We start from the raw sequence: 24,874 nt of genomic DNA, 5'->3' as shown, positions 1-24,874 counted from the left end.
TCCGCCTGTCATGGGTTGGACGGCGGCTCCTGCGTCGAAACCCGGCTCAGGAGTCGAAGCCCAGCCCGACGGCGTCCATCGTGCGGAGCCAGAGCCCGCGCTTGCCCTCGTTGCGGTCGGCCCGGGCCATCTCCGACAGTGAGATGCGCGCGCCGATGAACGCGAGTGGGTCGGGCGGGAACGGCGTCGGCTTCTTCTGGACGAAGTCCATCGTCGTGCGCTCGGTCGGCGTCCCGGAGAGGAGGTCGAGCATGACGTTCGCGCCGTACCGCGTCGCACCGACGCCGAGCCCGGTGAACCCGGCCGCGTGGGCGACCTTGCCGCCGTGCGCGGTCTCGAAGAAGGAGAAGAACCGCCCGCAGGTGTCGATCGCGCCGCCCCACTTGTGGGAGAAGCCGAGGTCGGCGAGCTGCGGGTAGGTGTGGGCGAAGTGGGCGGCGAGCTTGAGGAAGGACTCCTCGCGCTGGTCGAACCGCGGCTCGACGCGCCCGCCGTAGTTGTAGACCGCGTCGTAGCCGCCGTAGAGGATACGGGTCGACCCGTTCGCGTCGGTCGTGAGCCGCGAGTAGTGGAAGCGGTTGTCGAGGTCGGAGATGCCCTGCCGACCCTGCCAACCCAGGCTCTCGAGCTGCTCTGCGGAGAGCGGGTTCGTCATGAGCGCGTAGTCGTAGACCGGCACCGTGTACTTCCGGGCACTCGGGATGAGGGCCTTGAAGACGTTGGTGCCGAGGGCGACGTGCTTCGCGACGACCGAGCCGTGCGTGGTCGTGAGGGTGACCGACGTCGCGTCGGACCGGATCGAGCGGACGTGCGTGTACTCGTGGATCTCGACACCGAGGTCGAGGCAGACGCGTCGCAGCTCCCACGCCAGCTTCGCCGGGTTGACGAGCGCCGCACCGGTGGGCTCGAACAGGCCGGCCTGGAAGATCGGCGAGTGGACCTCCGCCTGCATCGCCTCGCGGTCGAGGAACCGCGCTCCGTGCTCCTCGGCGCTCTCGCGCAACCAGTCCACGTGGTGCGGAGCCGTCGCCGCCTGCAGCAGTCCCGTCTCCTCCCAGTCGCAGTCCATGCCGTACCGGGCGATGGTCTCGCCGATCTCGCGCAGGTTTTCGCGTCCCAGCTCCTCCAGGCGGTCGAACTCGTGCGGCAGGCGGCTCTTGCCGTTCGACGAACCGTGGGTGAGGCTCGGCTCGCAGAACCCGCCGTTGCGACCGGACGCCGCCCACGCGATGCGCCGGCCCTCGAGGAGCACGACCCGGCGGTCCGGGTCGCGCTCCTTCGCGAGCAGCGCCGTCCACAGGCCCGAGTACCCACCACCGACGATCGCCAGGTCCGTCTCGACGTCCGCCTCGAGGCGGGGGAGCGGAGCGGGCCGTGCCGGGTCGTCGAGCCAGTACGGCTCCGGTTCGGCCGAGGCCAGCTGTTCCCGCAGGCGTGCGGTGTCGGCGAGCTCTTCGGCCAGTTCGTAGGTGGTTCTCATGATGGGTCCCCTGTGGTGCGTGGTTCGGTGCGGTCGCGTGGTGCGCGGTCAGTCGGTGCGGGCGGCGTCGGTGCGTTCGGCGTCGGCACGTGGGGTTCCCGTGGGCGCCCCGCCGGTCCCGAGCCCCGAATCGCGCTTGGTGCTGCGTTGCACGAACAGCCAGATCACCACGCCGAGTGCGAGCAGGCCGAGCGCGATGCCGAGCTCGAGGAACCCGCCGTAGCCCGTGGTGGAGAACCCGGTGGCGCCGACGACGAGGATGATCGCGAGGAGCACCGAGAGCACGACCGATAGCGGCACGAAGAAGCGCGGCAGGCGGATCGGGCGGACGGCGTCGGGGCGGTCCTTGCGCAGCAGGAAGAAGCCGGAGACGGCGAAGAAGTGCGTGAGGATGTAGCCGAGGTTGCCGGTCACGATGATCGCGAGCGGGTTCTGCAGCACGACGAGGATGACGACGTTCATGACGAGCATGACGTTGAGCGAGCGGAACGGCACACCGCGGCGGTTGAGCACGCCGAGTGACGGGACGGTGACGCGCTCCTTGCCCATGTTGAACAGCACGCGTGAGGCGTCGGCCACCGAGGTGGTCATGATGAGCAGCAGCGAGGCGATGAGGCAGAGCACCATGACGTCCGCGGCGCCACCGACGAGCGAGGCGAAGCTGGCGACGAAGAAGGTCGCCGGGTTGTCGGCGATCGCCGCTTCACCCGCGTAGCCGCCGAGGGTCAGCGGGATGACGAAGAAGACGCCGAGGCAGAAGAGGACGGAGGCCTTGATCGCCTTGGTCGTGTCCTTCACCGAGTCGCGGTACTCCGGGGCGAAGGTCGCGCAGACCTCGATGCCGAAGGTGGTCCACGCCATGATGTACAGCCAGACGATCGCGGTGTGCAGGCCCTCGATGCCCTCGAGCTTCCAGGTGAGGTCGAGCGGTGCCCAGTCGGCGCTGAACAGCGGGAAGACGATGAACACGAACAGCGGGATGAGCAGGATGCCCGCGGTGATGTAGACGAACGCCATCGTGACGCGGACGCCGATGACGTTGATGAGGTACATCACGCCGATGACGCCGAGCCCGATGAGGATCGGGAAGGTGATGGAGATCGGGCCGAGCTGGATCACCCAGTCCTCGTTCGGGAACCACTGGGCCTGGATGAGTGCACCGGTGACCGCGCCGTAGGTGGCGAGGTTGGTGCCCCAGGGGAGCCAGTAACCGACGCCCGTGATCGGTGCGACCCAGGGTGCGCGCGACTTCCACGCTTCGGCCGCGTAGTGCGCGATGCCGCCGGAGGAGTTCGGGAACATGGTGGCGAGCTCGGTGTAGATCCAGTTGACGCCCATCGCGAGGATCATGGAGATCGCCCACAGGACGGCGGCCCCCCAGCCGCCGAGGCCGGTGATGGAGGCGCCGAGAGTGGCGATGAGCGCGGCTGGCATGGTCATCGCCATGGCGAAGCCGTCGAACCAGCGCATCCGTTTCGGCAGGTGCGTGGTCTCGTCGGTGCTGGTGACGTGTTCGGTCGACATGGGCTCTTCTCGATTCGTGGGGGACGGGACGTCGCTGTCTCGCTGCTGGTGCACTCAATGTGCCGAAGAATTGTTGTGACGACAAGATCGTGTCGGTCTCGTTGTTGTAATCGTAACTTTGACGAAACAATACTGCTTGTTCGAGGAATCGCAAGGTCCTAGGCTGATCCCACATTCTCCCGACGACATCCGCACGACGCTGTTCGGCGTCGTCGGCCCAGCCACGACACCAGGAGGTCCGGAATGACCACGTTGCCGACACCCACTCGCACCCAGCTCTTCATCGCCGGCGAGTTCACCGACGGATCCAGCTCGGAGCGCTCGGAGGTGATCAGCCCCGTCACCGGTGACGTCATCGCGTCGATCCCCGTGGCCGGCACCGCCGAACTCGACGAGGCGGTGCGACGCGCGCACGAGGCGCAGCGGGAGTGGCGGAAGCTCGGCGTGTTCAAGCGCGCGGAGATCTGTCACCGGGTCGGCGACGCGATCAACGCCCGCGTCGAGGAGCTCGCCCGCCTGCAGACGCTGGAGCAGGGCAAGCCGCTCGCCGAGTCGATCGCCGACATCGCCGAGGCCGCGCAGCTCTTCCACCTCCACGCCGAGGACGCCCTCCGTCTGTACGGCGAGACGCTGCCGTCGAGCGACATCGACAAGCGCATGTTCACCTGGCGCGCACCGGTCGGCGTCTGGGGCATCATCACGCCCTGGAACTTCCCGCTCCTGATGTTCAGCGAGTTCGTCGCCCCGGGCCTCGCGACCGGCAACGCCTGCATCGTCAAGCCGCCGAGCAACACGCCCCTCGCGGTCCTCGCGGCGATGGACTGCCTCGTCGAGGCGGGCGTCCCGGCCGGGCTCGTCAGCGTCCTCCCCGGTGACGGCGCGTTCGGTTCCGAGCTCGTGTCCCATGACGGCATCGACGCCATCGGCTTCATCGGCTCGTCCGCGACCGGCGCGAAGATCGTCCGCACCGCGGGCCTCAAGCGCTCGCTCATGGAGTGCTCCGGCAACGGCCCGATCGTCGTCCTCGAGGACGCGAACATCGAACGCGCCGCGAAGGCCGCCGTCGACTCCGCCTTCTACAGCGGCGGGCAGGTCTGCTGCGCGACCGAGCGGCTCATCGTCCACCACAACGTCCACGACGCCTTCGTCGAGGCTGCCCTCGCCTATGCGAAGGCGACCGTGCGACTCGGCAACCCCTTCGACGAGGGGATCAACCTCGGACCGCTCAACAACGAGGGCGTCGCCGCGAAGATGGACCGCCACCTCGACGAGGCCCGCTCGCTCGGCTTCGACATCCTGCTCGGCGGCGGTCGTGCCGCGGGCCACCCGACGGACCTCTACTACGACTTCACGATCGTCGACGGCGTCTCCGAGGACAGCCTGCTGTCGCGTGAGGAGTCGTTCGGTCCGGTCCTCCCCATCCTCACGGCCAAGGACGACGACGACATCCTCCGCATCGCCAACGCTGACGCGCTCGGCCTGCAGTCCGCGGTGTTCACCGAGAGCCTGTCGAAGGCCTACCGGTTCATGGAGGAGCTCGAGACCGGTCAGGTCATCGTCAACGACTCCAACGGCTGGTGGGACATCAATATGCCGTTCGGTGGTGCGGGCGGCAAGGGCACCGGCTGGGGTCGGATCGGCGGCATGTACACGCTGCACGACATGACCGACCTCCGCACCGGCGCGATCCACGTCCGCTAGTCGGACCGATCCGCCGATCGGCGACCTCCCTCGGTCTGCTCGATCGGCGTCGCCTCGGTCGACCGCCCGCGTTCGGGTCGGTCGGTCGGGGCTCACGGTTCGGGTGCGGCGGACACCGCACCCGGGCCGCACCGCTTCCCTCGCTACGCTTGCCAGATGACCATCCGCCCGCTGCCGGAGGAGCCACATGAACGACCTTGACGACATCGACCGTCGGCTGATCGCGATTCTGCAGCAGGACGGACGGAAGGCGTTCTCCGAGATCGCCACCGAGACCGGGCTGCCGGCGTCGTCCGTCCGCTATCGGATCCAGCGACTCGAGGACACCGGGATCCTGCAGATCGTCGGCATCGCGAACCCGCTGTCGATCGGCTTCGACCACCTGGCGCTCATCGGCATCCGCTGCGAGCCGGGGATGGCGCGCGGGGTGTGCCAGGAGCTGTCGAAGCACGCGGAGACGAGCTACGTGGTGCTCACGAGCGGCGGCTTCGACGTGATGGTCGAGGCCGTGTGTCGCGACATGGACCACTACAAGACGTTCCTCCTCGACACCCTGCAGCCGACGCCCGGCGTGCGATCGACCGAGACGTTCTTCGTGCTCGAAGCCCACAAGCTCGCCTACGGCTGGGGCGTCGGGTAGTCCGTCGGCCTGCGCCGACACCGCCCGCCTCCGTCCTGCTCAGAGAGGTACCTCATGACCGATCACTTGCTCGCCCCCAACGCGGTGCTCCAGGGCTCCGATGTGTCGCTCGCGGACAACCCGCTCGCGCCCGAGGACGTCGTCTCGGGGTCGCCGCGGAGCGGGATCGTGACGCTCGCGGCCGTCGGTGACACCGAGGTCGGCGTCTGGGAGTTGGGTGTCGGCGTCGTGCAGGACACCGAGATCGACGAGGTGTTCGTGGTCCTCTCCGGTGAGGCGACGGTCGACTTCGCCGACGGCACCCCGTCGCTGGAGCTCCGTGCCGGCTCCATCGGCCGACTCGCCGCCGGCGCCCGCACCACCTGGACGGTCCGCGAGACCCTCCGCAAGGTCTACGTCGCCTGACCCGCCGGCGCGACAGCAGGACATCCGCCCGACAGCAGGACGCTTCGTGCCCGTCCGTCCTGCTCTCGCGCCGATCTCCTGCGTTCCGAGCACCCCAATAGGCTTGTCGCATGAACCTGCGCACCGTCGAGCTCGACCACACGGACCACGCCGCCCTCGACCTCTGGTGGGGTGCAGCGTCCCGCGGCTTCCTGTCGAAGCCCGACACCGACGTGGCCGTGCGTGCCGAGCGGCGTCAGCTCCTCGTCGGCAGCTCCATCCTCGGGGTCTACGACGACACCGCTGCCGAACCGCTCGTCCCCGTCGGCACGCTCGGTTCCTTCCCGACCGCCCTGTCGATCCCCGGCGGCTCGGTCCGTGCCCTGGCCATCACCGAGGTGACCGTCTCGACGTCCCATGAGCGTCGAGGCATCGCGCGATCGCTGATGGAGAACCGACTCCACCACGCCCAGGCCACCGGTGCCGCGGTCGTCGCGCTCACCGCGAGCGAGGCGACCATCTACGGTCGCTACGGCTTCGCCCCGGCGACCTGGGAGTTCACGCACGAGGTCGACCCCAAGCGCGTCGCTTGGCGGGGTGCACCGCCCGCCGGCCGCGTCCACACGCTCGACCCGCGCTCGCTCGCGACCATCGCGCCCGGGCTGTTCGAGCGCTCCCGCGGTACCGGCGACATCGACCGCGGTGTCGCCTGGTGGAAGCAGGCCCTCCGTGAGGTGACCATCCGGCACTTCAGCCACGGTGAGGGTGACACGCTCGCCCTCCGCTACGACGACGCCGACGGCGAACCTCGGGGCTATGCGCTCTACCGCGTCGGCGAGGAGTGGGGCACGATCGTCGTCGACGACCTCGTCGCCACCACCCCGGAGGCCCGCTACGCGCTCTGGCGGCACCTCACCGGGATCAGCCTCACCACGAAGGTCACCTTCCACCAGGCTCCGACGGTCGAAGCGATCCAGTGGCGACTCGTCGACCGCCGTGCGGTCAAGACCACCGCGCGAGCCGACTCGCTCTGGCTCCGCATCGTCGACGTGCCGACCGTCCTCGGAGCGCGCCGGTTCACCGTCCCCGGGGCGTCCGAACCTCGCGAGCACCTGCTCGACGTCGATGACACACTCGGACTGGCAGGCGGTCGGTTCGCGCTCCGCATCGACGAGCACGGTGCCGCGGTCGCGGAACGCATCGGCGACGTGCCGGAGCCGACCGACGACGACGCTGTGCGCCTCACCATCAACGAGCTGTCGGCGGTCCTCCTCGGCGGCCCGCGCGTGTCGGCGCTCGCCGAAGCAGGGCTCATCACCGGGTCGTCCGATGCGGTGCGAGCGCTCGACCTCACCTTCGCCACGGAGCAGGCGCCCTTCCTGCGGACGCACTTCTAAGGGATCCCCGCGCCGACTCCTCTGGTCGTTCAGGGCGCGATCACTCAGGGCGCGGTCGTGCTGAGGAAGATCGCCGCGGCGGGGAGTCCGAGCAGGACGAACCAGCCGGTGATGAACGCGCCGACCAGGCCGGTCGCGAGGATGAAGCCGCCGATGGTGGCGGCGAGGGTGCGGAGCAGCTGGCGTTGTTCGGCCGGGATGCTGCGGCGCAGGGTGCGGGGGAGTGCCGCGAGCTGCGGGCGTGACGTGCGGATGGAGCCGGTGGTGGCGGGGTGCTGCAGGGTCGTCATCGGGGTCGGGTGGTTCCTGGTCGGGTTCGGTCGGGAGGTGCGCTCCGGGAACGCCTGATCGGTCGGGTTGAGATCTATATCTCGGAGTGCAGATTTGTTATACACCGTGGTGAACCTGCCTGCAACTCGTCGATGCAGCATCGTCGGCGGCGCACAACGGTGACACCGCTCCACAGGCACCCGATCCGCGCTCGCCGTGTCATGCCCACCAACTGTCGAGCCGTCGAGTGGCTCCCGATCGATACCGTCGCTGCAGCATCGCGACGGCCATCGTCGCGGCATGGCTAGGACAGGAGCAGGTGTGGACACGATCCCGGATGACATGGGCACCGATTCTCTCGGGGACGCGCCGCCAGGAGGCCGTTCCAGCTCGCTCGGACGGCGTTCGATCGTGGCGATCGTCGTCGCGGTGGTCGCTCAGCTGAGTGTCTTCGCGCTACTGGTCGTCGCCTGCACGGCACAGGTCGGTGAGTCACGGGGTGATCGTGCTTCGCCGGTGGCAGAGGTGCCGACGATCGACCCGAGCGCTCCTCAGCGTGACGACGAGCTTCCCACCCGAGACGAGGTGTTCGCCGTGGCAGCAGACCTCCTCGGGCGGATGGTCGATACGGCGTCGGGCGGACAGCCGTTCACGTTCTCGCCCCAGGCTTCGGAGGCGCCCTGCAGGAGTCTGGCGTCGTCCGGCCGCGCTACGAAGCTGGCGCGCATGGCCGTCGAGGTCGAACTGCCGGTCGGAACGAGTCGGGACGTGCTCGTCGACCTCATCAACGGGTACGCGCCGCCGCTCGAACTCGCGGCCGAGTCGGACGAGTTCCGGTCGATGCTCATCGTGCCGTCGCACGGCGGGCTCGAGCTGTCGACGCAGCTCCGCGACGACGCCATCATCTTCGAACGAGAGCTGCGATCCGATGCCGACGTGCTGCGGATCACGGTCGAGAACGGCTGCTTCGTTCCGCCGATAGAGTGACATCCGTCGAGCAACGGGGAGTGTCGGATGAAGATCGTCGTCGCAGGAGGCAGCGGGATGGTCGGGCGGCACGTCGTCGCGGTGGCCCAGGAGCGCGGACACCGGGTGGTCGCGCTGTCGCGTGTCACCGGCGTCGACCTCGCCACCGGCGCCGGGCTCGCGCAGCAGTTGGAGGCCGCGGACGTCGTCATCGACGTGACGTCGACGGCTACGCAGTCCGCCCAGCAGTCGCGCCAGTTCTTCGGCGCGGTCACCCGCAACCTGCTCGATGCAGAGGGTGCCGCCGGCGTGCCCCACCACGTCGCGCTGTCGATCGTCGGAAGTGACAAGGCGCCCTTCGCCTACTACGCGGGCAAGGCGCTGCAGGAGGAGCTCGTCAGCACCGGACGTATCCCGTGGACGATCCTGCGCGCGACGCAGTTCCACGAGTTCGCGCAGCAGATGGTCGAGCGGTTCCGATTCGGGCCGGTCACGATGGTGCCGACGATGACCTCGCAGCCGGTCGCCGCGCGCGAAGTCGCCGAGCGCCTGGTGGAGCTGGCCGAGGGCGAGCCGCAGGGGCGCCCGGCCGATCTCGCTGGCCCCGAGGAACTGCGGATGACCGCGATGGTCAAGGCCTACACCGCAGCCACGGGCATCCGCGGCCCGGTCGTGCAGATCCCGCTGCCCGGCGGCTTCGGCAAGGCGATGCGCGACGGCACCACCCTCGCCGGACCGGACGCGCAGCGCGGTGCGCAGACGTTCGCGCAGTGGATCGACGGGCTCGACGCCGCTCGCTGAGCGTCAGCTCCGCTGAGCCGCCCGGACGTCCTGCATGAGTCGAGGCGTGCGCCACTCGCCGACCCGCTGGAACCACTTGGACGGTGGGTAGGCGAGCCGGACGACGAAGTAGTTCACGTACTCGACGACGCCCAGCAGCCAGACGAATGGGATGCCGATGACCGCGAAGGGGTGGGCGGGGAACCAGACGATGATGCCGATGAGTCCGGCGAGCAGCAGTACCGCGTCGAGCACGCGGAAGCCGCGATAGATGGCGGCGAGTCCGCGAGGCATCGTGCCCTGCTTGACCCATCGCCGGGCGAGCAGCCAGTAGACGCCGGCCTGCACGAGGATCACCAGCAGCGGTACGAGGGCCGACCAGAACGCGAGCGCCTCGGTTGGCCGTTCGAGCAACGGCAGCACCGACACGGACGCGACCCAGATGAACACGACGGCAGCGAACAACTCACCGAGTCCGAGGCTCAGGTACCGGCGCCGGAGGACCGTGCCGCGATCGTCGGTCATGTCACCAGCCTAGACACGGTCTGTCGCGTCGGTCGAGCGGGCTCGACGGGCCTTCAGGTGCTCAGAACGAGACGGTCGGCAGCGTCATGATCTCGGCGCCGTCCTCGGTGATCGCGATCGTGTGCTCGCTGTGGGCGGTGCGGCTGCCGGTCACGCTGCGGAGGGTCCAGCCATCGGCGTCGGTGACGAGCTTGTCGGTGTCGGCCATGACCCACGGCTCGATCGCGAGGAGCAGGCCCGGGCGCAGCTTGTAGCCGCGGCCGGCGCGACCGTCGTTCGAGACGTGCGGGTCCTGGTGCATGGTCGTGCCGATGCCGTGGCCACCGAACTCCATGTTGACCGGATAGCCGGCGCCACGCAGCACGGTGCCGATCGCGAAGGAGATGTCGCCGATCTTCGCGCCCGGCTTGGCCGCGGCGATGCCCGCGGCGAGGGCCTCCTGGGTGGTCTCGATGAGCGCGAGGTCCTCGGGGGTCGCCGTGCCGACGACGAAGCTGATGGCCGAGTCGGCGGCGATGCCGTCGAGCAGGACGGCGAGGTCGAGGGTGAGGAGGTCGCCGTCGGCCAGCGTGTAGTCGCGGGGGAGGCCGTGGAGGACGGCGTCGTTCACGGCGGTACAGATGTAGTGGCCGAAGGGGCCACGACCGAAGGAGGGGGCGTAGTCGACGTAGCAGGAGACGGCACCGGCCTCGAGGATCATCGCTTTGGCCCAGCGGTCGATCTCGAGGAGGTTGGTGCCGACCGTCACGCGGTGCTTGAGCGTGTGGAGGATGTTCGCGACGAGCTCGCCGGTGCGACGTGCCTTCGCGACCTCGGTGGGGGTGAAGATCTCGATCATGCGGGGCCCTTCCATCGGCGTGCTGCGTTCGTGGTGCGGTGGTGTTCGTGCCGCGAACGGCGCTCGGCCAATAACTATACCGGTCAAACTATCCCGTACTACACTGGGCGCATGGTCCGCCTTCCGCTCACCCCCACCGATGTCGAACGCGGTCAGCGCCTCGGTGCGCTTCTCCGCGAGGCTCGTGGTGAGCGGTCGATGCTCGACATCGCCCTCGACGCCGGCCTCTCGCCGGAGACGCTGCGGAAGATCGAGTCGGGCCGGGTCGCGACGCCGGCGTTCTCGACCATCGCCGCCATCGCCGAGGTGCTCGGTCTCTCCCTCGACGAGGTCTGGGTGACGATCAGCCCAGCTCGGCGCGACGTCGACGCGCCGACCGGCCATCTGCACGAGCGCCTCGTCTCCTAGCTCCCCGGTCGTTCCCACTCCCTGAGCTTGTCGAAGGGCGCGCACCGTTCCCCGGCCCCTGAGCCTGTCGAAGGGCGCGCACCGTTCCCCGGTCCTTGAGCTTGTCGAAGGGCCCAAGCAGTCCCGCGGCCGTATCCGCCCGACGCACCACGCCGGTCCCTGAGTTTGTCGAAGGGTCTATGTGCGCTCGCTACTGCGTGTCGCTCGTCGTCGGCTGGACCGGGCGGGTGAAGACGTTCTCGCTGATCTTCGTCCAGTCCTCAGCTGGATCGAGCGCCGTGTCGACGACGGCGTCGGAGAGCACCGTGTACTCGTTGACGCTGTCACTCATGCCGACGCGGTCGCCACTACCACAGGCCCGGAACGGCTGGGTCTCCGCGAACACGATGATGCAGATCCGGGACTGGCCCTGCTCCTTCGCCGACGCGAGGAAGATCTCCGTGTCGCCTTGGACGGCGACGAGTCGGGTGGAGTCGGCGTCGATCGTGAACGGGTCGTCGCTCCCGGCTCCGACGGTGCTCGCCGGGAGACGATCCTTATCGGCCTGGTCGCGCTCGAGGTCGGCGTAGCTCGTCACTCCGCCGCTGCAGGCGCTCAGTCCGGCGGCGGGTGTGAGTGCGATGAGTCCTGCTGCGATGCGTCGATGCATGTGACGTCCCCCGAGGTCGATTCCCGACAGCCTACGACTCCTGCTCCCTGTGGGCCGCTGCGACGGCCGACTCGCGGCTGGCGAGGGCGATGGCGACGATACCGAGGAAGACGGGGCCGACGACCCCGCCAAGTCCGTCGAGGGTGGAGAGGAACGGCGCGAATCGCGACGCGTCGGGCCCGGCCGCGACGACGACGACCAGCTGCACGACCCTCACGGAGGCCGCGGCGACGAGCACCCAGAGTGGCGCGAGGTTCCACGGGCGGGGCACGATCCCGGCGCGGGCGATCTGCGTGGTGGCGATCGCGGCCAGCACGAAGGTGACGATCAGGTCGACGTATCCCACGCCGATCATGGAGCCGCGGCCGGGCATGGTGTCCAGGGCGCCGAGCACGGGTGTGCCGACCGCGGTCCACACGGCGAGTCCGATCAGCGCCGCGGTCCCGAACGGTCGCCTCGCAGTCACGCTCGTGGAACGGTCCGCGCCGATCGCGAACATGATCGTCGACACGACCATGAGCAGGGTCGAGAGCAGGCTTCCGGTCGGCCCCAGATAGGAACCCACCTGCGGGACCGGGCCGAGCAGGACCGACCCGATCATCAGTGCTCCGGCGACGATCCACACCTGCTTGGACCCTGACGTGACTGCGTTCGTCTCCCCCATGGTCGCCCAGTCTACGGACGGGCCAATTCTCCGGTCCCTGAGCCTGTCGAAGGGCCTGCACGCAGGACCCGAGCTGTGTAGCGTGGCACGGATGACCGAGGAGCACCCCCACCCGCACACCACTCGTTTCGTCGACGTGGACGGCGCGTCGATCTTCGTCGAGGAGTCCGGCACCCCCGACGGCGTTCCCGCGCTCTGGCTGCATGGCGGTCCAGGCGGTTCGCTCGGCTCCGGCTGGTACCGCTCGCACTTCGACCTGTCGCGGTACCGCCTCATCGGCATCGATCAGCGCGGAAGTGGACGCAGCATCCCGAACATCGTGGACGCGCGCGAGCAGCTCGACGAGCACACGACCCAGCGTCTGATCGCCGACATCGAGCAGGTGCGTGAGGCGCTGGGTGTGGAGCGCTGGGTGGTCGCAGGGGTCTCGTGGGGAACGACGCTCGCACTCGCCTACGCGCAGGAGCATCCCGACCGGGTGATCGCACTGGCGCTCGTCGCGGTGACGACCACGAGTCGTGACGAGGTCGACTGGATCACCGAGGGCGTCGGCCGTGTGTTCCCTGAAGAGTGGGCGCGGTTCGAAGCTGACAGCGGTCGGCGGGACGGCGAGCGGATCGTCGAGGCCTACGCGCGTCGTCTCCGCGAGGGCGACGCGACGGACCGCACACACGCCGCGGCCGCCTGGGACCGCTGGGAGAGTGCGCACGTGTCACTCGACCACCCGGAACGCGTTGGCCAGCTGTTCGCCGACGCGACCGTGCGAGAGGCGTTCGCGACGCTCGTCACCCATTACTGGAGTCACGACGGTTTCCTCACCGGCGACCGGGCGGTGTTGTCGCGGATGGACCGTGTCGCGCACATCCCCGGCGCGCTGGTGCACGGCCGCCGGGACATCAGCGGACCGGCCGCGACCGCCTGGCGCCTCCATCAGCTGTGGCCGGCGATCGAGCTGACGATCGTCGAGACCGAGGGCCACGGCGGCGCCGAGGAGAGCGCCGTGCTGCGTGCGGCGCTGAACCGCTTCGCGGCGCTCGCTCCCTGAGCCTGTCGAACGGTCGGCCCCATTGTGCGGCCGACAATCAGCCGTCAAATGCCGAGAACGGCGCCACCTGCGCATCCTCGCTGAGGACATCGACGATCTCCGTCGCGCAGTGTTCGTCGGGTTGCCCCGCCTCGTGATCGGAACTCCAGCCGACGACCACTTCTCGCTCGAACCGCACTGTCGCCTGGAAGCAGGTGTACACGGCCGGGTCGACTTCGGTGCCGGTGGCGATTACCCCCTGGAAACTGGCCTCGTCTCCGGCATCGACCAGGTTGTAGATGATCGCTCCTCCGTCCTCCAGACCGAGCGACGCCGGGTCATCGTCGCCATTCCAGTAGACGCTGGGGAAGCTGCCGTCGGTGCTGCGGAGCTCGGCGAGGAACACGTCATGATCGGTCGCACGCGCGTCGGCCAGGGCTCTCATCAGCGGATCCTTGTGCTTCCAGATGGCGCGGGTGGCCGGTCCACCGACGTCAACCGAGGCGTTGGTCTGCGCACACGAGCTGAGCGCCGCGATCGCCGCAACAGCGATGGCGACCCGCAGCGCGCGTCGAACCGCAGGGGTGGGCGAGCTTCGCGGGTGCATGCGGGCAGCCTACGCAGGACCCGCCAGCCCATGCGACACTCGACCCATGGAACCCGAGGTCGTGATCCGCGTCGCCACGCAGGCCGATGCCGCCGGGCTCGCCGAGCTGAAGCTGCTGATGTCGCCGCCGGCCGCCCCGCTCGCCGACTGGGAACGAGCGCTGTTCGCACATGACCTCGTCTCGTGGATCGCGGTCGACCCCGACTCCCGGGTGTGCCTGGTCGCCGTCGTGGACGACCGCGTCGTCGGGATGGCGTGGCTGGTCGTGTTCTCCCGCGCGCCCAACATCGGGGCCCTCCGTCGGCTGACCGGCGATGTGCAGAGCGTGTTCGTCCGCCCGGAGTTCCGTGGTCGCGGCATCGCGGGCCGTCTCGTCGACGGACTGCTCGATGCCGCACGCGCTCGCGACATCGGCCGGGTCTCCGTCAGCTCGAACGAGGAGGCCGCGTCGGTCTACCTCCGTGCCGGGTTCGAGCGGGCACCACTGCTCCTCGAGTGGCGGGCCGAGTCGGACGGATCCCGCTAACCTCCAACGGTGGCTCAAGAACTGATCTGGTTGACCCTGCTGGCGCTCGCCGTCGTGGTGGTCCTCACCGGGTGGATGAAGTACCTCCGCAAGCCGGCCTGGTCGGGCCGGGCGTTCGCCGTCCTCGTCCTGACAAACCTGCCGACCCTCGGACTCCTCGTGGTCGGTGCACTCGCGGTCGTCGAGCAGTGGCCGATCCTCCCTGCAATCGCTCCGCTCCTGCTGTTCGTCGGGGCTCTGCTCCAGGTCGTCCATGCGACCGAGGACGCTCGCAAGCTCGGCGTCAGGGAACGCGACGCTCTCGCCCTGTCCGGCTGGATCGCCGTGCTCTTCGGGGCGGGCTGGGCGGCGGTCGACGCGCTCATCTGACGGGACGCGCTCATCCGACGGTCGTTCGCCCACTCCCCGAGAACGACGAATCGCCCTGATCCGCGAGCCGAGCGGTGGCTCGGAGCGGTCCAGGGCGATTCGCGATGCGGCGTGACCTACATGTCGCGGTAGCGCTTGGCCTCGGCGACGAGTTCGCGCAGCTTGTCGGCATCGACGTCCGGGCCGTAGCCGGGGGTGTCGCGCTGGATGCGCCATCCCTCGGAGAGCGCGCCGATGTCGAGGGGCTCGAACCCGAAGGAGTCGATGAGGGCGGCGACGGTGGCCTTCGCGTCGGCGTCGTCACCGGCGATGACGAGGGCCCGGCGGTTCGGGGTGCCGGACGGCTTGCCCTTGGTGGTGAGGTCGGCGGCGTAGATGTGGTTGAACGCCTTCACGACCTTCGACTCCGGGAGGTGCGCCTGGAGCATCTCGGCCGTGGTGGTGGTCTCCTCGTCGAGCTCGGCGATGTGGCCGTCGCGCTCGGGGTAGTAGTTGTTCGTGTCGATGACGACCTTGCCCGCGAGCGGTGCGACGGGGACGGTGTCGATCGCGTGCAGCGGGATGGTGACGATGACGATGTCGCCACGCTCGGCCGCGCCGAGGGCGGTGCCGGCGGTGGCGTGCTCGCCGAGCTCCGAGACGAGGTCGGTGAGCGTCTCCGGTCCGCGCGAGTTGGACACGATGACGTCGTGACCCTGCGCCACCGTGAGGCGTGCGAGCTGAGAGCCGATGTTTCCTGAACCGATGATTCCGATGGTTGTCATGTTCAGGGGAACGGCACGTGTGGGGTCGGGCATTCCTGCCTGGCGCGGATCCGGAGCCGCCGTTCAGGTTCGGCCTGTGAGGCGGTTCACCGAACGTCTTCCTCGGTCGAGCGCCCTCCACGTTCGGCCGAGCGCCGCACCCTTCGGCCGAGCATCCTCCTCGGCCACTGGGTAGCTCCTCGACGGCAGAGCACCCTCCTCGGTCACTGAGCGCCCTTCCGGTCGCCGAGCTCCGTTTCCGGTCACTGAGCTTGTCGAAGTGCGCCTTTCGGCAGAATCCGGGGCCGGACCCCGGACAGGTTGACGCTCGCCTCACTCCACCGGCGGCAGCAGCTCGAACGCCAGCGGCTCGGTCGCGATCCCGTTCACCTGCAGCGCGATCCCGTGTGCGCCCGGGTGGTAGCGGCGGGTGGTGATCGCGCGGAACGAGTGCTCCCGGGTGAGGAGGATGTGCTCGCCCGGGGCAAGCTCGGTCGTCGTCAGCTTGAACGTCTTCGTCGTCTGCGAGCCGTTCGCCTTCTGATGGTGCACGACATAGTCGATCGCCAGGCGGGCGGTCTCGGCACCGGTGTTGCGGACGGTCGCGACGAATCGGACCGTCCCGCCGAACGGGATGTGGGCGCTGTCGACCGCGAAGCCCTCTACCTCCGTCGTCGCTGCGCCGAAACCGAGGGCCGAGAGGGCACCCGTGTCACCGCGCTTCACGAGGGTGCGGAGCGCGTGGCGGACGAGCGCCGGAGTGTTCGCGTCGGGGTCGGCCAGCCAGCGGTCGGCAGTTGCGACGACGAGGTCGGGGTCGTCGCGACTGAGGTCGTTGAGGTGGTTGGCGACGGACCGGCGCACGTATTCGCTCGGGTCGCGATAGAGGGCGTCGAGGATCGGGACGGTGACGCCTGGGTTCGCGACGATCTCCCGCACGCGCACCGCCCACGGCAGGTAGGGGCGGGTGCCTTCGCTGGCGAGGCGGCGGATGTGCTCGTTGTCGGAGGTGGTCCAGTCGAGGACGATGGCGAGCGCGCGGTCGAGGTCGTGGCGGAGCAGGGTGCGGATCGCGAACTCGGCGCTGAGGCGCTCGGTGAGTTCGGCGAGGAGTCGCATGGCGTCGTCGAAGGCGTCGGGGGTGCCCTCGTCGACCGCGCGGGCCGCGACGGCGCTCGTCACCGGCCAGATCAGCCAGCCGGTGAACGCGGGGTCCGTCGACTGAGCGGTGCGGATGATGCCGGCGAGGGTCGCGTAGTCGCCAGGGATGTCATCGAGTGTGGCGTCGCGCAGGAGGTCGGCCCGCTCGCGGAGGGCGAGGCCGTCGAGGTGCTCGGCAGCGTGGGCCGTGGCGTCGAAGGGGTTGCCCGGCGCGGCCTCCTGGAGCGAGCGGGTGAGGGTGCGGGCGACGGCGGTGCCGAGGAGCTCGTCTGCGAAGGGCATACGGCGATCATGGCGTGTGCCGCTGACAGCTGGGGTGCTGGTGTGGGGTTGAGTCGCCCACATATGTTCCAACTTCGCGCGACGAGAGACAGATCCGGGCGACTCAACAGGCTTGGGTGTCGCCGCTTGTGCTGAGTCGCCCGAAACTGTTCCAATATCGCCCGTTTCCGCACACAACTGGGCAACTCAGCGCGACGGCACGTTCCGCCTCCGTTCACCCGGTCGCGATAGCCTGGCGCGCATGACTGCATCGCTGACTGCCCTGGCCGAAGAACTGACGCGTCGGGGCCTCGTCGTCTCGCCGGAGATCGAGGACACCTTCGTCTACGGGCTCGCCCGCTTCGACGCGATCGACGCCGAGGTCATGCTCAACGTCGACCCCGAGCCCGAGGAGCAGGAGGGCGAGCCGGAGCCGGCGGCGCTCGCCGACTTGGCGCAGCGGGTCCTCTCGACGCCTGTGGCGGAGTGGAAGGTGCTGCTCGACCGGGTGGCGTCGGAGATCGAGGAGGCCGTCGAGTCGGACGAGGTCATCGAGACCGCCGACCTGCGTGACGACCTCGTGCTGCGCTCGGTGATCGTCTTCATCGACGCGGTGCTGCTCTCGTTCGACGCGCCGAAACAGTTCCCCGACAGCTCGGTGCTCGTGCAGCTCGACGCCGATCTCGCGTTCGAGGCCGTCGAGGTCGAGCCCGACGAGGACGACGAAGAGGGCGTTGAGTCGATCAAGTTCTCGACCGTCGAAGAGCTCGTGCGCCGCCTCTCGATGTGAGCGCGGCCGTCGACTGCTGATCACGAGTCGCCAAGGTTCAGGTGCTGCACACATCCCTCCGGTGGCCCAGGGTGACGACCACCACCATCATGGATCGCGCCAGAGCGTCGACGGGGCCCACGATCGGCGACCCGCCCGCGGACGCAGTGGTCGAGGCGTCTCTGCCGGACCCCGCCCAGTCGGGTCACCGGGCCAGCCGACGGGGCGGTAGCCTGCGAGAGCGGCGTCGTCTCCGGAGCGCCGACCCTCGAAAGGACGCCGACATGACCGCTTCCTCCACCCTCGCCGTCACGGGAGCGACCGGTGTCGTCGGCGGCCTCGTCGCTGCCGACCTGGCCGCACGCGGAATTCCGCAGCGACTGCTCGTCCGCACGCCGACCAAGGCGCCGCAGCTCGCCGGGTCGACGGTGCACCCGGTCGAGTACGGCGACCGCGATGCGGCCCGTGCCGCCCTCGAGGGGGTGGAGACGCTGTTCATGGTGTCCGCGGCGGAGAATGCGGATCGCCTCGACCAGCACCGCACCTTCATCGACGCTGCAGCCGAGGCAGGTGTGGAGCACGTCGTCTACACCTCGTTCGTCGCTGCGGCTCCCGACGCGGTGTTCACGCTCGCGCGCGACCACTTCGCGACGGAGGAGCACCTCAGAGCCTCCGGTATGCGGTGGACGTTCCTGCGCGACAGCTTCTACATCGACTTCATGGAGGCGCTCGTGGGGGAGGACGGCGCGATCCGTGGTCCTGCCGGCGACGGGCGTGTCGCGGTCGTGGCGCGAGCCGACGTCGCCAGAACCGCCGCGACCATCCTCGCCGCACCGGCCGAGCATGCCGGTCGCACCTACGAACTCACGGGACCGGAGGCGCTCAGCCTCACCGAGGTCGCGGCGATCATCACGGCCGTCCGCGGTACGCAGGTTTCCTTCGTGGACGAGACCCTCGACGAGGCCTATGCGTCGCGGGCCGACTATGGCGCGCCTGGCTGGCAGGTGGACGCCTGGGTGAGCACCTACACCGCGATCGCGAGTGGCGACATGGCCGCCGTCAGTCGCGATGTCGAGGCGATCGCGGGCACGCCGCCGCGCTCCCTCGAGGCCTTCTTGCGCGACACCCCGCGCTGACGGCGGCAGACCGCATCAGACCACGGACGGTTCTCGTGCGTCCGACGGATTGACTACTGCGTGTCCTCGGGGCCGTTGTCGAACGGGCGGGTGAACACGTTCTCGCTGAGACGGATCCAGCCATCGGCGGGGTCGAGCTCGGTGTCCGCGACGTCGTCCGACAGCGGACGGAACTCGTTGACGCTGTCGCTCACGCTGAAGCTGCGCGCCGAGCAGCTGAACGCGCCGCCGTTCGGGCCGGTGCGGAGCACGCAGATCAGGTCCTCGCCGTTCTGGGTCGCGCGGGCGAGGAACACGTCCGTGTCCTCGTGCACGGCGACGAGACGCGACGACGACGGGTCGATGTCGAAGTCCTGGTCGGCGGCGAAGGCGATCGTGTCCGCCCGCAGCTCGTCCTCCGACACTTGCGTGCCGCCGAGGTCCGAGTAGCTCGTCGCCGGATCGGTGCAGGCGGCGAGGGTCATCGCGAGCGCGACGACGCCGAGCGCCGCGGCGATACGGCTGCGGCTGCGGTTGCGCCTGCAGCTGTGGTTGTGCGCGCTGCGATCGCGCGTGGTGCGGTTGTGCACGACGTCCCCCGAGGTGAGTTGCATCAGCCTAGAGCGGCGTTCGCGGGCTGTCGTCAGAACTGGCACTGAGACCCGTGCTGCAAGACCTCCCCGAGCCGCCCGATGACGACTTGTGACGCGTATCGCTGGCGTGGTCGCCGCCGATGGGCTGAGCTGTCCGCATGACTCTCCTCACCGACAACGCGCCCACCGCCCCCGCCATCCCGGCTGTCTCGGCCGCCGAGCGAGCGGACCGACTCAACGCCGCCAGCGCCTCATGGTCCGAGCGCATCGCGTCCGCACCGTCGAGTGCCGCGCTCACCTACCGGGTGTCCGGTTCCGGCGAGGGCTCCGTCGCGAGCGCGATCGCCGTCGGCAAGCACCGCTTCATCGTGGATGAGCCCGCGGCGCTCGCCGGAGACGATGTCGCTGCCAGCCCGGTGGAGTTCGCGCTCGGTGCGCTCATCTCCTGCCAGATCGTGGTGTATCGCCTGTATGCGAACGCGCTCGGTATCCAGCTCGACGACATCAGCATCGACGCCGAGGGCGACCTCGATGTGCGAAACCTCTTCGGCATCACCGACGAGGTCCGTCCTGGCTTCTCGACGATCCGGCTCGACATCCGTCTCACCGGCCCCGAGACCGACGACCGCTACCAGGAGCTCCGTGCAGCGGTCGACGCGCACTGCCCCGTCCTCGACCTGTTCCAGAACCCGACGCCCGTGGAGGTCGTGGTCACGAAGGTGGGAGGCTGAGTCACATCACACAGACCGAAGCGACTGCAGGCCGGTCGAGAACGAGTCCTCGAATCGACCGAACTCGGCCGTGGTGATGTCGTTCCGCCGCGCCGCGTCGCGCCAATCCGCGATCGCCTCAGCCACCTCGCTGAGTATGGTGCGCGCTTCGTCGTGAGAGAGTCGGCACAACCGGGCGAGTTCCTTGAGCCCCTCGGCTTGGTCGGCGGGGAGGTCCGCGCCGGCTATCGCCGTCTGCCGCATTTCTGGATTCGGGTTCGGGTTCACGTCGAATGCGGGGCTGAGTGACCATCCGCCACGGCCATGCAGGAAGCCGTGATTGCGCAGGTGATCGTCCGTGTTGTTCAGTCCGACGCTGACTGCGACGCGGCGGAACAGCTCGCGCGCGTCTGCGGAGGCTTGCGCGCTGACCTCCGCGAGGCGATCCGCGATGTCCGAGTAGTCCGATTGGTCTCCGTCATGCAATTCCAGCACCGTCATCGCGCTCATGTAGCCGATGCGCGCGGGATCGCGGTCGAATCGGTCGAGAAGGAGCACATGGCGGCCCTCCACGCGGATGAGACGGCGTCGTGGAACACGCACTCCGGCTGCCTCTGCGAGGTCCAGAGCGGTCGCCTCCCACGCCATGACGTCCCATTCGTCATGCTGGTGGGGGAACTTCGCGATCATCTGCCGGCCGGTGTCGTCGAGCACCGCTGACTTCGGTCGAGCTCCACCCAGGGACCCGGTTCCTGCCGCGAGCAGCGCTTTCACGGCTTCGAAATCGTCGGCCTCGGTCGTGTTCGCGGCCGCATCGGCGGCACGAAGCAGCTCAGGCAGGCGGATGAGACGCGGCACCTCGTGTCCGGCGCTGAGGAACTCAGGGCGGTCTCCAGTGGTCGCCCGGAACCGCAGAGCGCCCTGCCGAGTCTGGTCGCTCACCTCTGTGAGGAAGTCGGCATCGTCGAACTCGCGTGGTCTGCGATTCTCCACGCGTGCACGCGCCCGTTCGCGCTTCTTGATGAGATTGCGGCCCCAGCGGTCGGGTGCCGCGTCCGCGAACGCTCCCGGCAACCCGCGCGTTTGTTGTGTTCCTGACACCATCCGCAGTGCGGGGTCGAGCTCGTATGCGGTCGGGTTCTCGAGGTAGGTCGTGTCGTACTGGAATGTGGTCGATGTGAGCGTGCCGCGGCTTCGATGGAACTGGGCACGTCCTGCCAGGAGGGTCGTTCCTGAGATATCGACATGCACTTCTACGGAGTCGTAGAGCGTCATCGAACGCGCTTCCGCTCGAGCTGGCTCGCGCGAGCGCGGCCAAGATCGGTATCGAGGGGGTCGAGCGAGTGGGTCAGTGTGTCGAGCACGCCGAGGGCGCGTGCGACGCGCAGCACGACATGGAAGCTGACTCCAGGGTCTCCGTGTTCAAGCTTGCGGAGTGTGTCTCGAGTGATGTCGGCGCGGTCTGCGACCTGCGCGGCAGTGAGCCCGAGGATCTTTCGCCAGCCCGCGAAGTCCAGCCCGACCTCGCGAGCGGCGCGCAGTACCGCGGCGGGATGGTCCTGTGGCACGAGAGACTCCAATAAAGACGACTGATGTCGCCAGTATAGCGTTTTATGGCGAATATACTCGTCATTGTCACGAGTGCGGCTACGGGTTACCGACGAAGGCCTTCCCATCGTCCGCGACCGATTCCTACGCGGGGAGGTGCGCTTGCAGCATCTCGGCCGTAGTGGTGGTCTCCTCGTCGAGCTCGGCGATGTGGCCGTCGCGCTCGGGGAAGTGGTTGTTCGCGTCGATGACGCCCCTGCTCGCGAGTGGCTCGACGGGGACGGTGTCGATCGCGTACAGCGGGATGGTCACGATCACGATGTCGCCGCGCTCGGCCGAGTCGAGGGCGGTGCCGGCGGTGGCGTGCTCGCCGAGCTCCGAGACGAGGCCGGCGAGCGTCTCCGGAAGCCGGTACCGGTCCCTGAGCTTGTCCAAGGGCGGCCCGCTCACACCCTCTGCCGGTCCTTGACCCTTCGGTCCCTGAGCCTGTCGAAGGGCTGACCGGGACTCGAGATGCGCTCGGTCCGGGCCCATCGCCCGGCCGCTGCGGTACTGATGGTGCTCTCCGCCGCACCCTCCCGGGCCGTCGTTTGACATCGCTCGGCGTTCGTCGCGGCCAGAGCGATTCACTGAGCCGACAGGGTCATTTTGACTAGGTGAGAGAAGGTTTGGAAGAACGCTCTCGTCGCGGCACACTGGCCCGATCGTCATGACCGATTGGAGAACCATGCCCCACGCTGTCACGGAGCATTCGACGCCTCACGTCAGTACCCCTGTGCGTCGATTGCGGCTCAGAAAGCGCGACGAGATCCTCCTGTTGATCGGTGCAGGTGTCATCGACATCGTCAGCCGTACCGTGCTGGCGCGCCTGACGATTGATCTTGCGCCACAGCTGGTCGCGCTCTTCATCAGCTTCGTGATGCACGGATTCTGACTCTGTGCAGTGATGCGCCGAACCGTTCGCTATTGGCGGCTACTCCCACACGGTGATCGCGACATCGGCTGACGTCGCGTCGAATTGCGTGACCGTCACCGCTGCGTAGCGACCCGTTTGCAGTCACGGACGCGCGGTGGGTTCGGTTGCTCAGTTTCCAGGGGTCGCGGCCAACATCGCAGCCGGACCGTGCTGCGAGACCCCGATGTCCCTACTTGTTTTCCGACACCCCATCGGCACCCGATGCGGAGCACGACACCGTCGCATACGCGCCCGTCGACGTCTGCTCGGCGACCACGTCGCCGTCGACGGTGATCTTGCAGCTGACCGAACCGGTGTCCTCGGCTCCGTTCTGCGCCTGGAGCGAGTAGGAGGCGAAGTCGTACTGCTGGCCGGCCTTCACGGTCAGCTCCTTGATGAAGGGGAGCGCCTGACCGGAGGACTGCTCGGTGCTGCTGCTGCCGGCCGAGTACGTGGAGTAGGTGATGGAGGCGTCGGTGGCGGTCCCGTTGACCTCGTAGACGATCGAGATCTCCTTGTTCGCGGCTTCGGATGACTTCGCTTCGGCGGTCTTGACCGCGTCGCTGATGAGTCCGGCGAACCCGGCCGTGTAGGTGATCGCGAGGATGACGCTCAGGACGATCGCGATGGCCGAGATGATCGTTCCGGCGACGGCGAAGCCCTTCGTGCGGTTCTTGAGGCACAGCGCGATGATGCCGAGCACGAGGCCGACGAGTCCGACGAACCCGGCGACGTAGTTCAGGATCGGGATGAACGCCCCGATAAGCGCGAACCCGCCGACGATGAGGGCGGCGATGCCGAGTCCGTTGCCGCGCTTGCCGGTCTTCACCGGAGCCGGGCCGGGCACGGGCAACGGGTAGGGCTGGTTCTGGGCGGGCGGCTGATTCGAATACGACATGCGCGTGGTGCCTCTCTGCTGCGTTGGTTCCACCGTACCGAGGGCAGGCGTTCAGGGGCAGGGGTGGACGGAACGCCGGTGACGGCGGTGTCGTGCCGGTGAAGCTCGGCGAGGGCTCTGCTTCGCGACGGTCTGCCGGACGTCCGCACGCTTCGTTAGGCTCGGCCCATGAGCAGCGATGTCCCACTCATTCCGGGCGAAGACGCCTTCCCGCTCCACATCTTCGACGCCCTCGGCTTGGACCCGGTGGTGTTCAAGGACCGCATCGGCGGGTCGGTGATGGTGATCGAGAAGCGCCCGGAGGACGGGCCGGTGACGATCCTCACCTCAGGGGTGTCACGGCTTGCGACCGACTCCGGCAAACGGATCGAGCTCGCTGTCGAGGTCGTCGACGGTCAGCAGGGTGCGGCGATGGTCGCGCTGCGCATCGTCATCAACGAGATCGCGACCAACCGCAGGGTGCCACCGGTGCTCGCGCCGTGGCGCAACGGGACGCCGTTCCTCACCGGGACGGCGATCTCCGCGCTCCTGGTGACGCCGTCGCGCTGGGGAGCGTCGTTCGACGAGGTCCGGAACGAGGCCGGCCAAGTGGTCGGACATGTGCGGACGCTGCGGCTACTCACGGACGGCGAGGCCGCGGTTGCGGGCGAGCTTGGGTGGGATGCGCTCGTTGCCGAGGTCGGGTCGGTGGATGCGCTGTTGGATGTGGAGCGAGAAGAGCGGTTCGTGGAGTCGGCCGAGGCCGGAGGCTAAAGCCTGGTGTTGGGCGCCCTGGCGCTCGTCTTAGGCAGGTGCGGGATGACGTTTGGTCCGGATCATCGGGTTCGCAGAAGCCGCTGAGCTCGCCGCGGGAAAAGTGGTGCGGCTGGCGAGGGAAGTCGCCGCGCTCGACGAGCGCATGCAACTGCTCACATTCCCTAGCGGCTGAGGCTATCAAACCGGCTTCGCTGCGGAGTGACTCATTTCGTCATGAAGATCATCGGTGCGGTGGCAATCGACCCGATGCTGACCATCGAGGCGGTTGGAGCTCGGCACGGGGTCTCCACTGTCGGTGGTGCACCTCGCTGATGCGGGCATCCTCGGTCAGACGAAGGACCAGAAGGGGAAGCTGATCTGCTGGTCGGCGGACCAGCACTTCGCGCTACATATGCCGCTACTCCGGGCCGGGTAACCGTTCAGACGGCATACTGATTTGTCTGGCTTCCGGGACTATCGAGGATGCTCGCCGCATCCGCTCGGTCACACGGTGTCGAGCCGCCTCCCCGACCTGAGCAATGGAGGACGTGGTGCTTTCCACCTGTTGGCTGCGCGACTCGGATAGGTAGACTGCGGGAGACACGCTTCCACAACACACCACAGAGTAGAGCCA

The 24,874-nt window shown here is 68.5% G+C and carries 30 protein-coding genes; 15 read left to right on the top strand and 15 right to left on the bottom strand.

Annotation, left to right across the window (positions count from 1 at the left end):
* Positions 1–46: 46 nt before the first annotated feature.
* Positions 47–1,480 carry an NAD(P)/FAD-dependent oxidoreductase gene (locus tag AC4PMY_RS13430; RefSeq protein WP_491622967.1) on the bottom strand — a complete coding sequence of 478 codons (1,434 nt, stop codon included), beginning with the start codon at positions 1,478–1,480 and terminating at the stop codon, positions 47–49.
* Positions 1,481–1,528: 48 nt separating this feature from the next.
* Positions 1,529–3,004, bottom strand: a complete 1,476-nt coding sequence (locus tag AC4PMY_RS13425; RefSeq protein WP_175117931.1) for an APC family permease — start codon at positions 3,002–3,004, stop codon at positions 1,529–1,531.
* A gap of 243 nt (positions 3,005–3,247) precedes the next feature.
* Here AC4PMY_RS13425 and AC4PMY_RS13420 point away from each other — a divergent pair, with 243 nt between their 5' ends.
* The 4 genes from AC4PMY_RS13420 to AC4PMY_RS13405 all read left to right on the top strand — a co-directional run bounded on the left by AC4PMY_RS13420 (position 3,248) and on the right by AC4PMY_RS13405 (position 7,126).
* Positions 3,248–4,705 carry an aldehyde dehydrogenase family protein gene (locus AC4PMY_RS13420; RefSeq protein ID WP_491622966.1) on the top strand — a complete coding sequence of 486 codons (1,458 nt, stop codon included), beginning with the start codon at positions 3,248–3,250 and terminating at the stop codon, positions 4,703–4,705.
* Positions 4,706–4,892: 187 nt separating this feature from the next.
* Positions 4,893–5,345: an Lrp/AsnC family transcriptional regulator gene (locus tag AC4PMY_RS13415; RefSeq protein WP_056013555.1), complete on the top strand. Its 453-nt coding sequence runs from the start codon at positions 4,893–4,895 to the stop codon at positions 5,343–5,345.
* A gap of 54 nt (positions 5,346–5,399) precedes the next feature.
* On the top strand, positions 5,400–5,750 hold the full coding sequence (locus AC4PMY_RS13410) for a cupin domain-containing protein (RefSeq protein WP_491622965.1): 351 nt from the start codon (positions 5,400–5,402) through the stop codon (positions 5,748–5,750).
* Positions 5,751–5,860: 110 nt separating this feature from the next.
* Entirely contained in the window at positions 5,861–7,126 is a 1,266-nt protein-coding gene (locus AC4PMY_RS13405) for a GNAT family N-acetyltransferase (RefSeq protein ID WP_491622964.1), read from the top strand.
* 44 nt (positions 7,127–7,170) lie between these two features.
* On the opposite strand, the gene AC4PMY_RS13400 is transcribed toward AC4PMY_RS13405, so the two are convergent.
* Complete coding sequence (locus AC4PMY_RS13400) at positions 7,171–7,416, bottom strand: hypothetical protein (protein WP_491622963.1); 246 nt, start codon at positions 7,414–7,416, stop codon at positions 7,171–7,173.
* Between the two features lie 322 nt (positions 7,417–7,738).
* On the opposite strand from AC4PMY_RS13400, the gene AC4PMY_RS13395 reads away from it, so the two are divergent.
* Together AC4PMY_RS13395 and AC4PMY_RS13390 are read left to right on the top strand one after the other, a co-directional pair.
* Positions 7,739–8,383, top strand: a complete 645-nt coding sequence (locus tag AC4PMY_RS13395; RefSeq protein ID WP_491622962.1) for a hypothetical protein — start codon at positions 7,739–7,741, stop codon at positions 8,381–8,383.
* 27 nt (positions 8,384–8,410) lie between these two features.
* Complete coding sequence (locus AC4PMY_RS13390; protein WP_491622961.1) at positions 8,411–9,163, top strand: SDR family oxidoreductase; 753 nt, start codon at positions 8,411–8,413, stop codon at positions 9,161–9,163.
* 3 nt (positions 9,164–9,166) lie between these two features.
* Here the strand turns inward: AC4PMY_RS13390 and AC4PMY_RS13385 are convergent, their stop codons facing one another.
* Together AC4PMY_RS13385 and map are read right to left on the bottom strand one after the other, a co-directional pair.
* Positions 9,167–9,667 (bottom strand): hypothetical protein, encoded by a 501-nt coding sequence (locus AC4PMY_RS13385; RefSeq protein ID WP_491622960.1) that lies wholly within the window; start codon positions 9,665–9,667, stop codon positions 9,167–9,169.
* A gap of 61 nt (positions 9,668–9,728) precedes the next feature.
* A complete protein-coding gene (gene map / locus AC4PMY_RS13380) occupies positions 9,729–10,505 on the bottom strand; it encodes a type I methionyl aminopeptidase (RefSeq protein ID WP_071258461.1) in 777 nt (258 codons plus the stop codon).
* Between the two features lie 111 nt (positions 10,506–10,616).
* On the opposite strand from map, the gene AC4PMY_RS13375 reads away from it, so the two are divergent.
* Positions 10,617–10,913, top strand: coding sequence for a helix-turn-helix domain-containing protein (locus AC4PMY_RS13375; RefSeq protein ID WP_491622959.1), 297 nt, complete (start codon positions 10,617–10,619; stop codon positions 10,911–10,913).
* Positions 10,914–11,103: 190 nt separating this feature from the next.
* Here the strand turns inward: AC4PMY_RS13375 and AC4PMY_RS13370 are convergent, their stop codons facing one another.
* Both AC4PMY_RS13370 and AC4PMY_RS13365 read right to left on the bottom strand, forming a co-directional pair.
* On the bottom strand, positions 11,104–11,562 hold the full coding sequence (locus AC4PMY_RS13370) for a hypothetical protein (protein WP_491622958.1): 459 nt from the start codon (positions 11,560–11,562) through the stop codon (positions 11,104–11,106).
* Between the two features lie 31 nt (positions 11,563–11,593).
* Entirely contained in the window at positions 11,594–12,226 is a 633-nt protein-coding gene (locus tag AC4PMY_RS13365) for a hypothetical protein (RefSeq protein ID WP_491622957.1), read from the bottom strand.
* Positions 12,227–12,317: 91 nt separating this feature from the next.
* Here AC4PMY_RS13365 and AC4PMY_RS13360 point away from each other — a divergent pair, with 91 nt between their 5' ends.
* The gene (locus AC4PMY_RS13360) at positions 12,318–13,271 is read left to right on the top strand and encodes an alpha/beta fold hydrolase (protein ID WP_491622956.1); all 954 of its coding nucleotides are present in this window, start codon (positions 12,318–12,320) and stop codon (positions 13,269–13,271) included.
* 37 nt (positions 13,272–13,308) lie between these two features.
* Here AC4PMY_RS13360 and AC4PMY_RS13355 read toward each other — a convergent pair whose 3' ends face one another.
* Positions 13,309–13,857: a hypothetical protein gene (locus tag AC4PMY_RS13355; protein ID WP_491622955.1), complete on the bottom strand. Its 549-nt coding sequence runs from the start codon at positions 13,855–13,857 to the stop codon at positions 13,309–13,311.
* 46 nt (positions 13,858–13,903) lie between these two features.
* Here AC4PMY_RS13355 and AC4PMY_RS13350 point away from each other — a divergent pair, with 46 nt between their 5' ends.
* Positions 13,904–14,383, top strand: a complete 480-nt coding sequence (locus tag AC4PMY_RS13350; RefSeq protein WP_491622954.1) for a GNAT family N-acetyltransferase — start codon at positions 13,904–13,906, stop codon at positions 14,381–14,383.
* A gap of 9 nt (positions 14,384–14,392) precedes the next feature.
* Positions 14,393–14,752 carry a hypothetical protein gene (locus AC4PMY_RS13345; RefSeq protein ID WP_064296795.1) on the top strand — a complete coding sequence of 120 codons (360 nt, stop codon included), beginning with the start codon at positions 14,393–14,395 and terminating at the stop codon, positions 14,750–14,752.
* A gap of 116 nt (positions 14,753–14,868) precedes the next feature.
* Here the strand turns inward: AC4PMY_RS13345 and AC4PMY_RS13340 are convergent, their stop codons facing one another.
* Positions 14,869–15,549 carry an NADPH-dependent F420 reductase gene (locus AC4PMY_RS13340; RefSeq protein ID WP_491622953.1) on the bottom strand — a complete coding sequence of 227 codons (681 nt, stop codon included), beginning with the start codon at positions 15,547–15,549 and terminating at the stop codon, positions 14,869–14,871.
* 279 nt (positions 15,550–15,828) lie between these two features.
* Complete coding sequence (locus tag AC4PMY_RS13335; RefSeq protein WP_491622952.1) at positions 15,829–16,938, bottom strand: DNA alkylation repair protein; 1,110 nt, start codon at positions 16,936–16,938, stop codon at positions 15,829–15,831.
* A 241-nt stretch (positions 16,939–17,179) separates the two neighbouring features.
* Here AC4PMY_RS13335 and AC4PMY_RS13330 point away from each other — a divergent pair, with 241 nt between their 5' ends.
* Positions 17,180–17,707, top strand: a complete 528-nt coding sequence (locus AC4PMY_RS13330) for a hypothetical protein (RefSeq protein ID WP_071258496.1) — start codon at positions 17,180–17,182, stop codon at positions 17,705–17,707.
* A gap of 263 nt (positions 17,708–17,970) precedes the next feature.
* Positions 17,971–18,822 (top strand): SDR family oxidoreductase, encoded by an 852-nt coding sequence (locus AC4PMY_RS13325; RefSeq protein WP_491622951.1) that lies wholly within the window; start codon positions 17,971–17,973, stop codon positions 18,820–18,822.
* Positions 18,823–18,875: 53 nt separating this feature from the next.
* Here AC4PMY_RS13325 and AC4PMY_RS13320 read toward each other — a convergent pair whose 3' ends face one another.
* Positions 18,876–19,415, bottom strand: coding sequence for a hypothetical protein (locus tag AC4PMY_RS13320; protein ID WP_491622950.1), 540 nt, complete (start codon positions 19,413–19,415; stop codon positions 18,876–18,878).
* A gap of 137 nt (positions 19,416–19,552) precedes the next feature.
* On the opposite strand from AC4PMY_RS13320, the gene AC4PMY_RS13315 reads away from it, so the two are divergent.
* Positions 19,553–20,125: an OsmC family protein gene (locus AC4PMY_RS13315; RefSeq protein WP_491622949.1), complete on the top strand. Its 573-nt coding sequence runs from the start codon at positions 19,553–19,555 to the stop codon at positions 20,123–20,125.
* Between the two features lie 6 nt (positions 20,126–20,131).
* Here AC4PMY_RS13315 and AC4PMY_RS13310 read toward each other — a convergent pair whose 3' ends face one another.
* The 3 genes from AC4PMY_RS13310 to AC4PMY_RS13300 all read right to left on the bottom strand — a co-directional run bounded on the left by AC4PMY_RS13310 (position 20,132) and on the right by AC4PMY_RS13300 (position 22,087).
* Positions 20,132–21,379: a type II toxin-antitoxin system HipA family toxin gene (locus AC4PMY_RS13310; RefSeq protein ID WP_491622948.1), complete on the bottom strand. Its 1,248-nt coding sequence runs from the start codon at positions 21,377–21,379 to the stop codon at positions 20,132–20,134.
* Positions 21,376–21,672 carry a helix-turn-helix domain-containing protein gene (locus AC4PMY_RS13305; RefSeq protein WP_079003393.1) on the bottom strand — a complete coding sequence of 99 codons (297 nt, stop codon included), beginning with the start codon at positions 21,670–21,672 and terminating at the stop codon, positions 21,376–21,378. The genes AC4PMY_RS13310 and AC4PMY_RS13305 overlap by 4 nt, the downstream gene beginning before the upstream one ends.
* 124 nt (positions 21,673–21,796) lie before the next feature.
* Positions 21,797–22,087 carry an NAD(P)-binding domain-containing protein gene (locus AC4PMY_RS13300; protein ID WP_071258507.1) on the bottom strand — a complete coding sequence of 97 codons (291 nt, stop codon included), beginning with the start codon at positions 22,085–22,087 and terminating at the stop codon, positions 21,797–21,799.
* A gap of 292 nt (positions 22,088–22,379) precedes the next feature.
* On the opposite strand from AC4PMY_RS13300, the gene AC4PMY_RS13295 reads away from it, so the two are divergent.
* Complete coding sequence (locus AC4PMY_RS13295; protein ID WP_491622947.1) at positions 22,380–22,586, top strand: hypothetical protein; 207 nt, start codon at positions 22,380–22,382, stop codon at positions 22,584–22,586.
* A gap of 211 nt (positions 22,587–22,797) precedes the next feature.
* Here the strand turns inward: AC4PMY_RS13295 and AC4PMY_RS13290 are convergent, their stop codons facing one another.
* Entirely contained in the window at positions 22,798–23,505 is a 708-nt protein-coding gene (locus tag AC4PMY_RS13290; protein WP_083397095.1) for an MmpS family transport accessory protein, read from the bottom strand.
* Between the two features lie 168 nt (positions 23,506–23,673).
* On the opposite strand from AC4PMY_RS13290, the gene AC4PMY_RS13285 reads away from it, so the two are divergent.
* Positions 23,674–24,258, top strand: a complete 585-nt coding sequence (locus AC4PMY_RS13285) for a suppressor of fused domain protein (protein ID WP_491622946.1) — start codon at positions 23,674–23,676, stop codon at positions 24,256–24,258.
* The last annotated feature ends 616 nt before the right edge of the window (positions 24,259–24,874 follow it).

Source organism: Plantibacter sp. MDV22-iso1, from assembly GCF_058408345.1.
The sequence above is the reverse complement of the archived record's forward strand: the minus strand, read 5'-3'. Positions and strand labels throughout refer to the sequence as shown.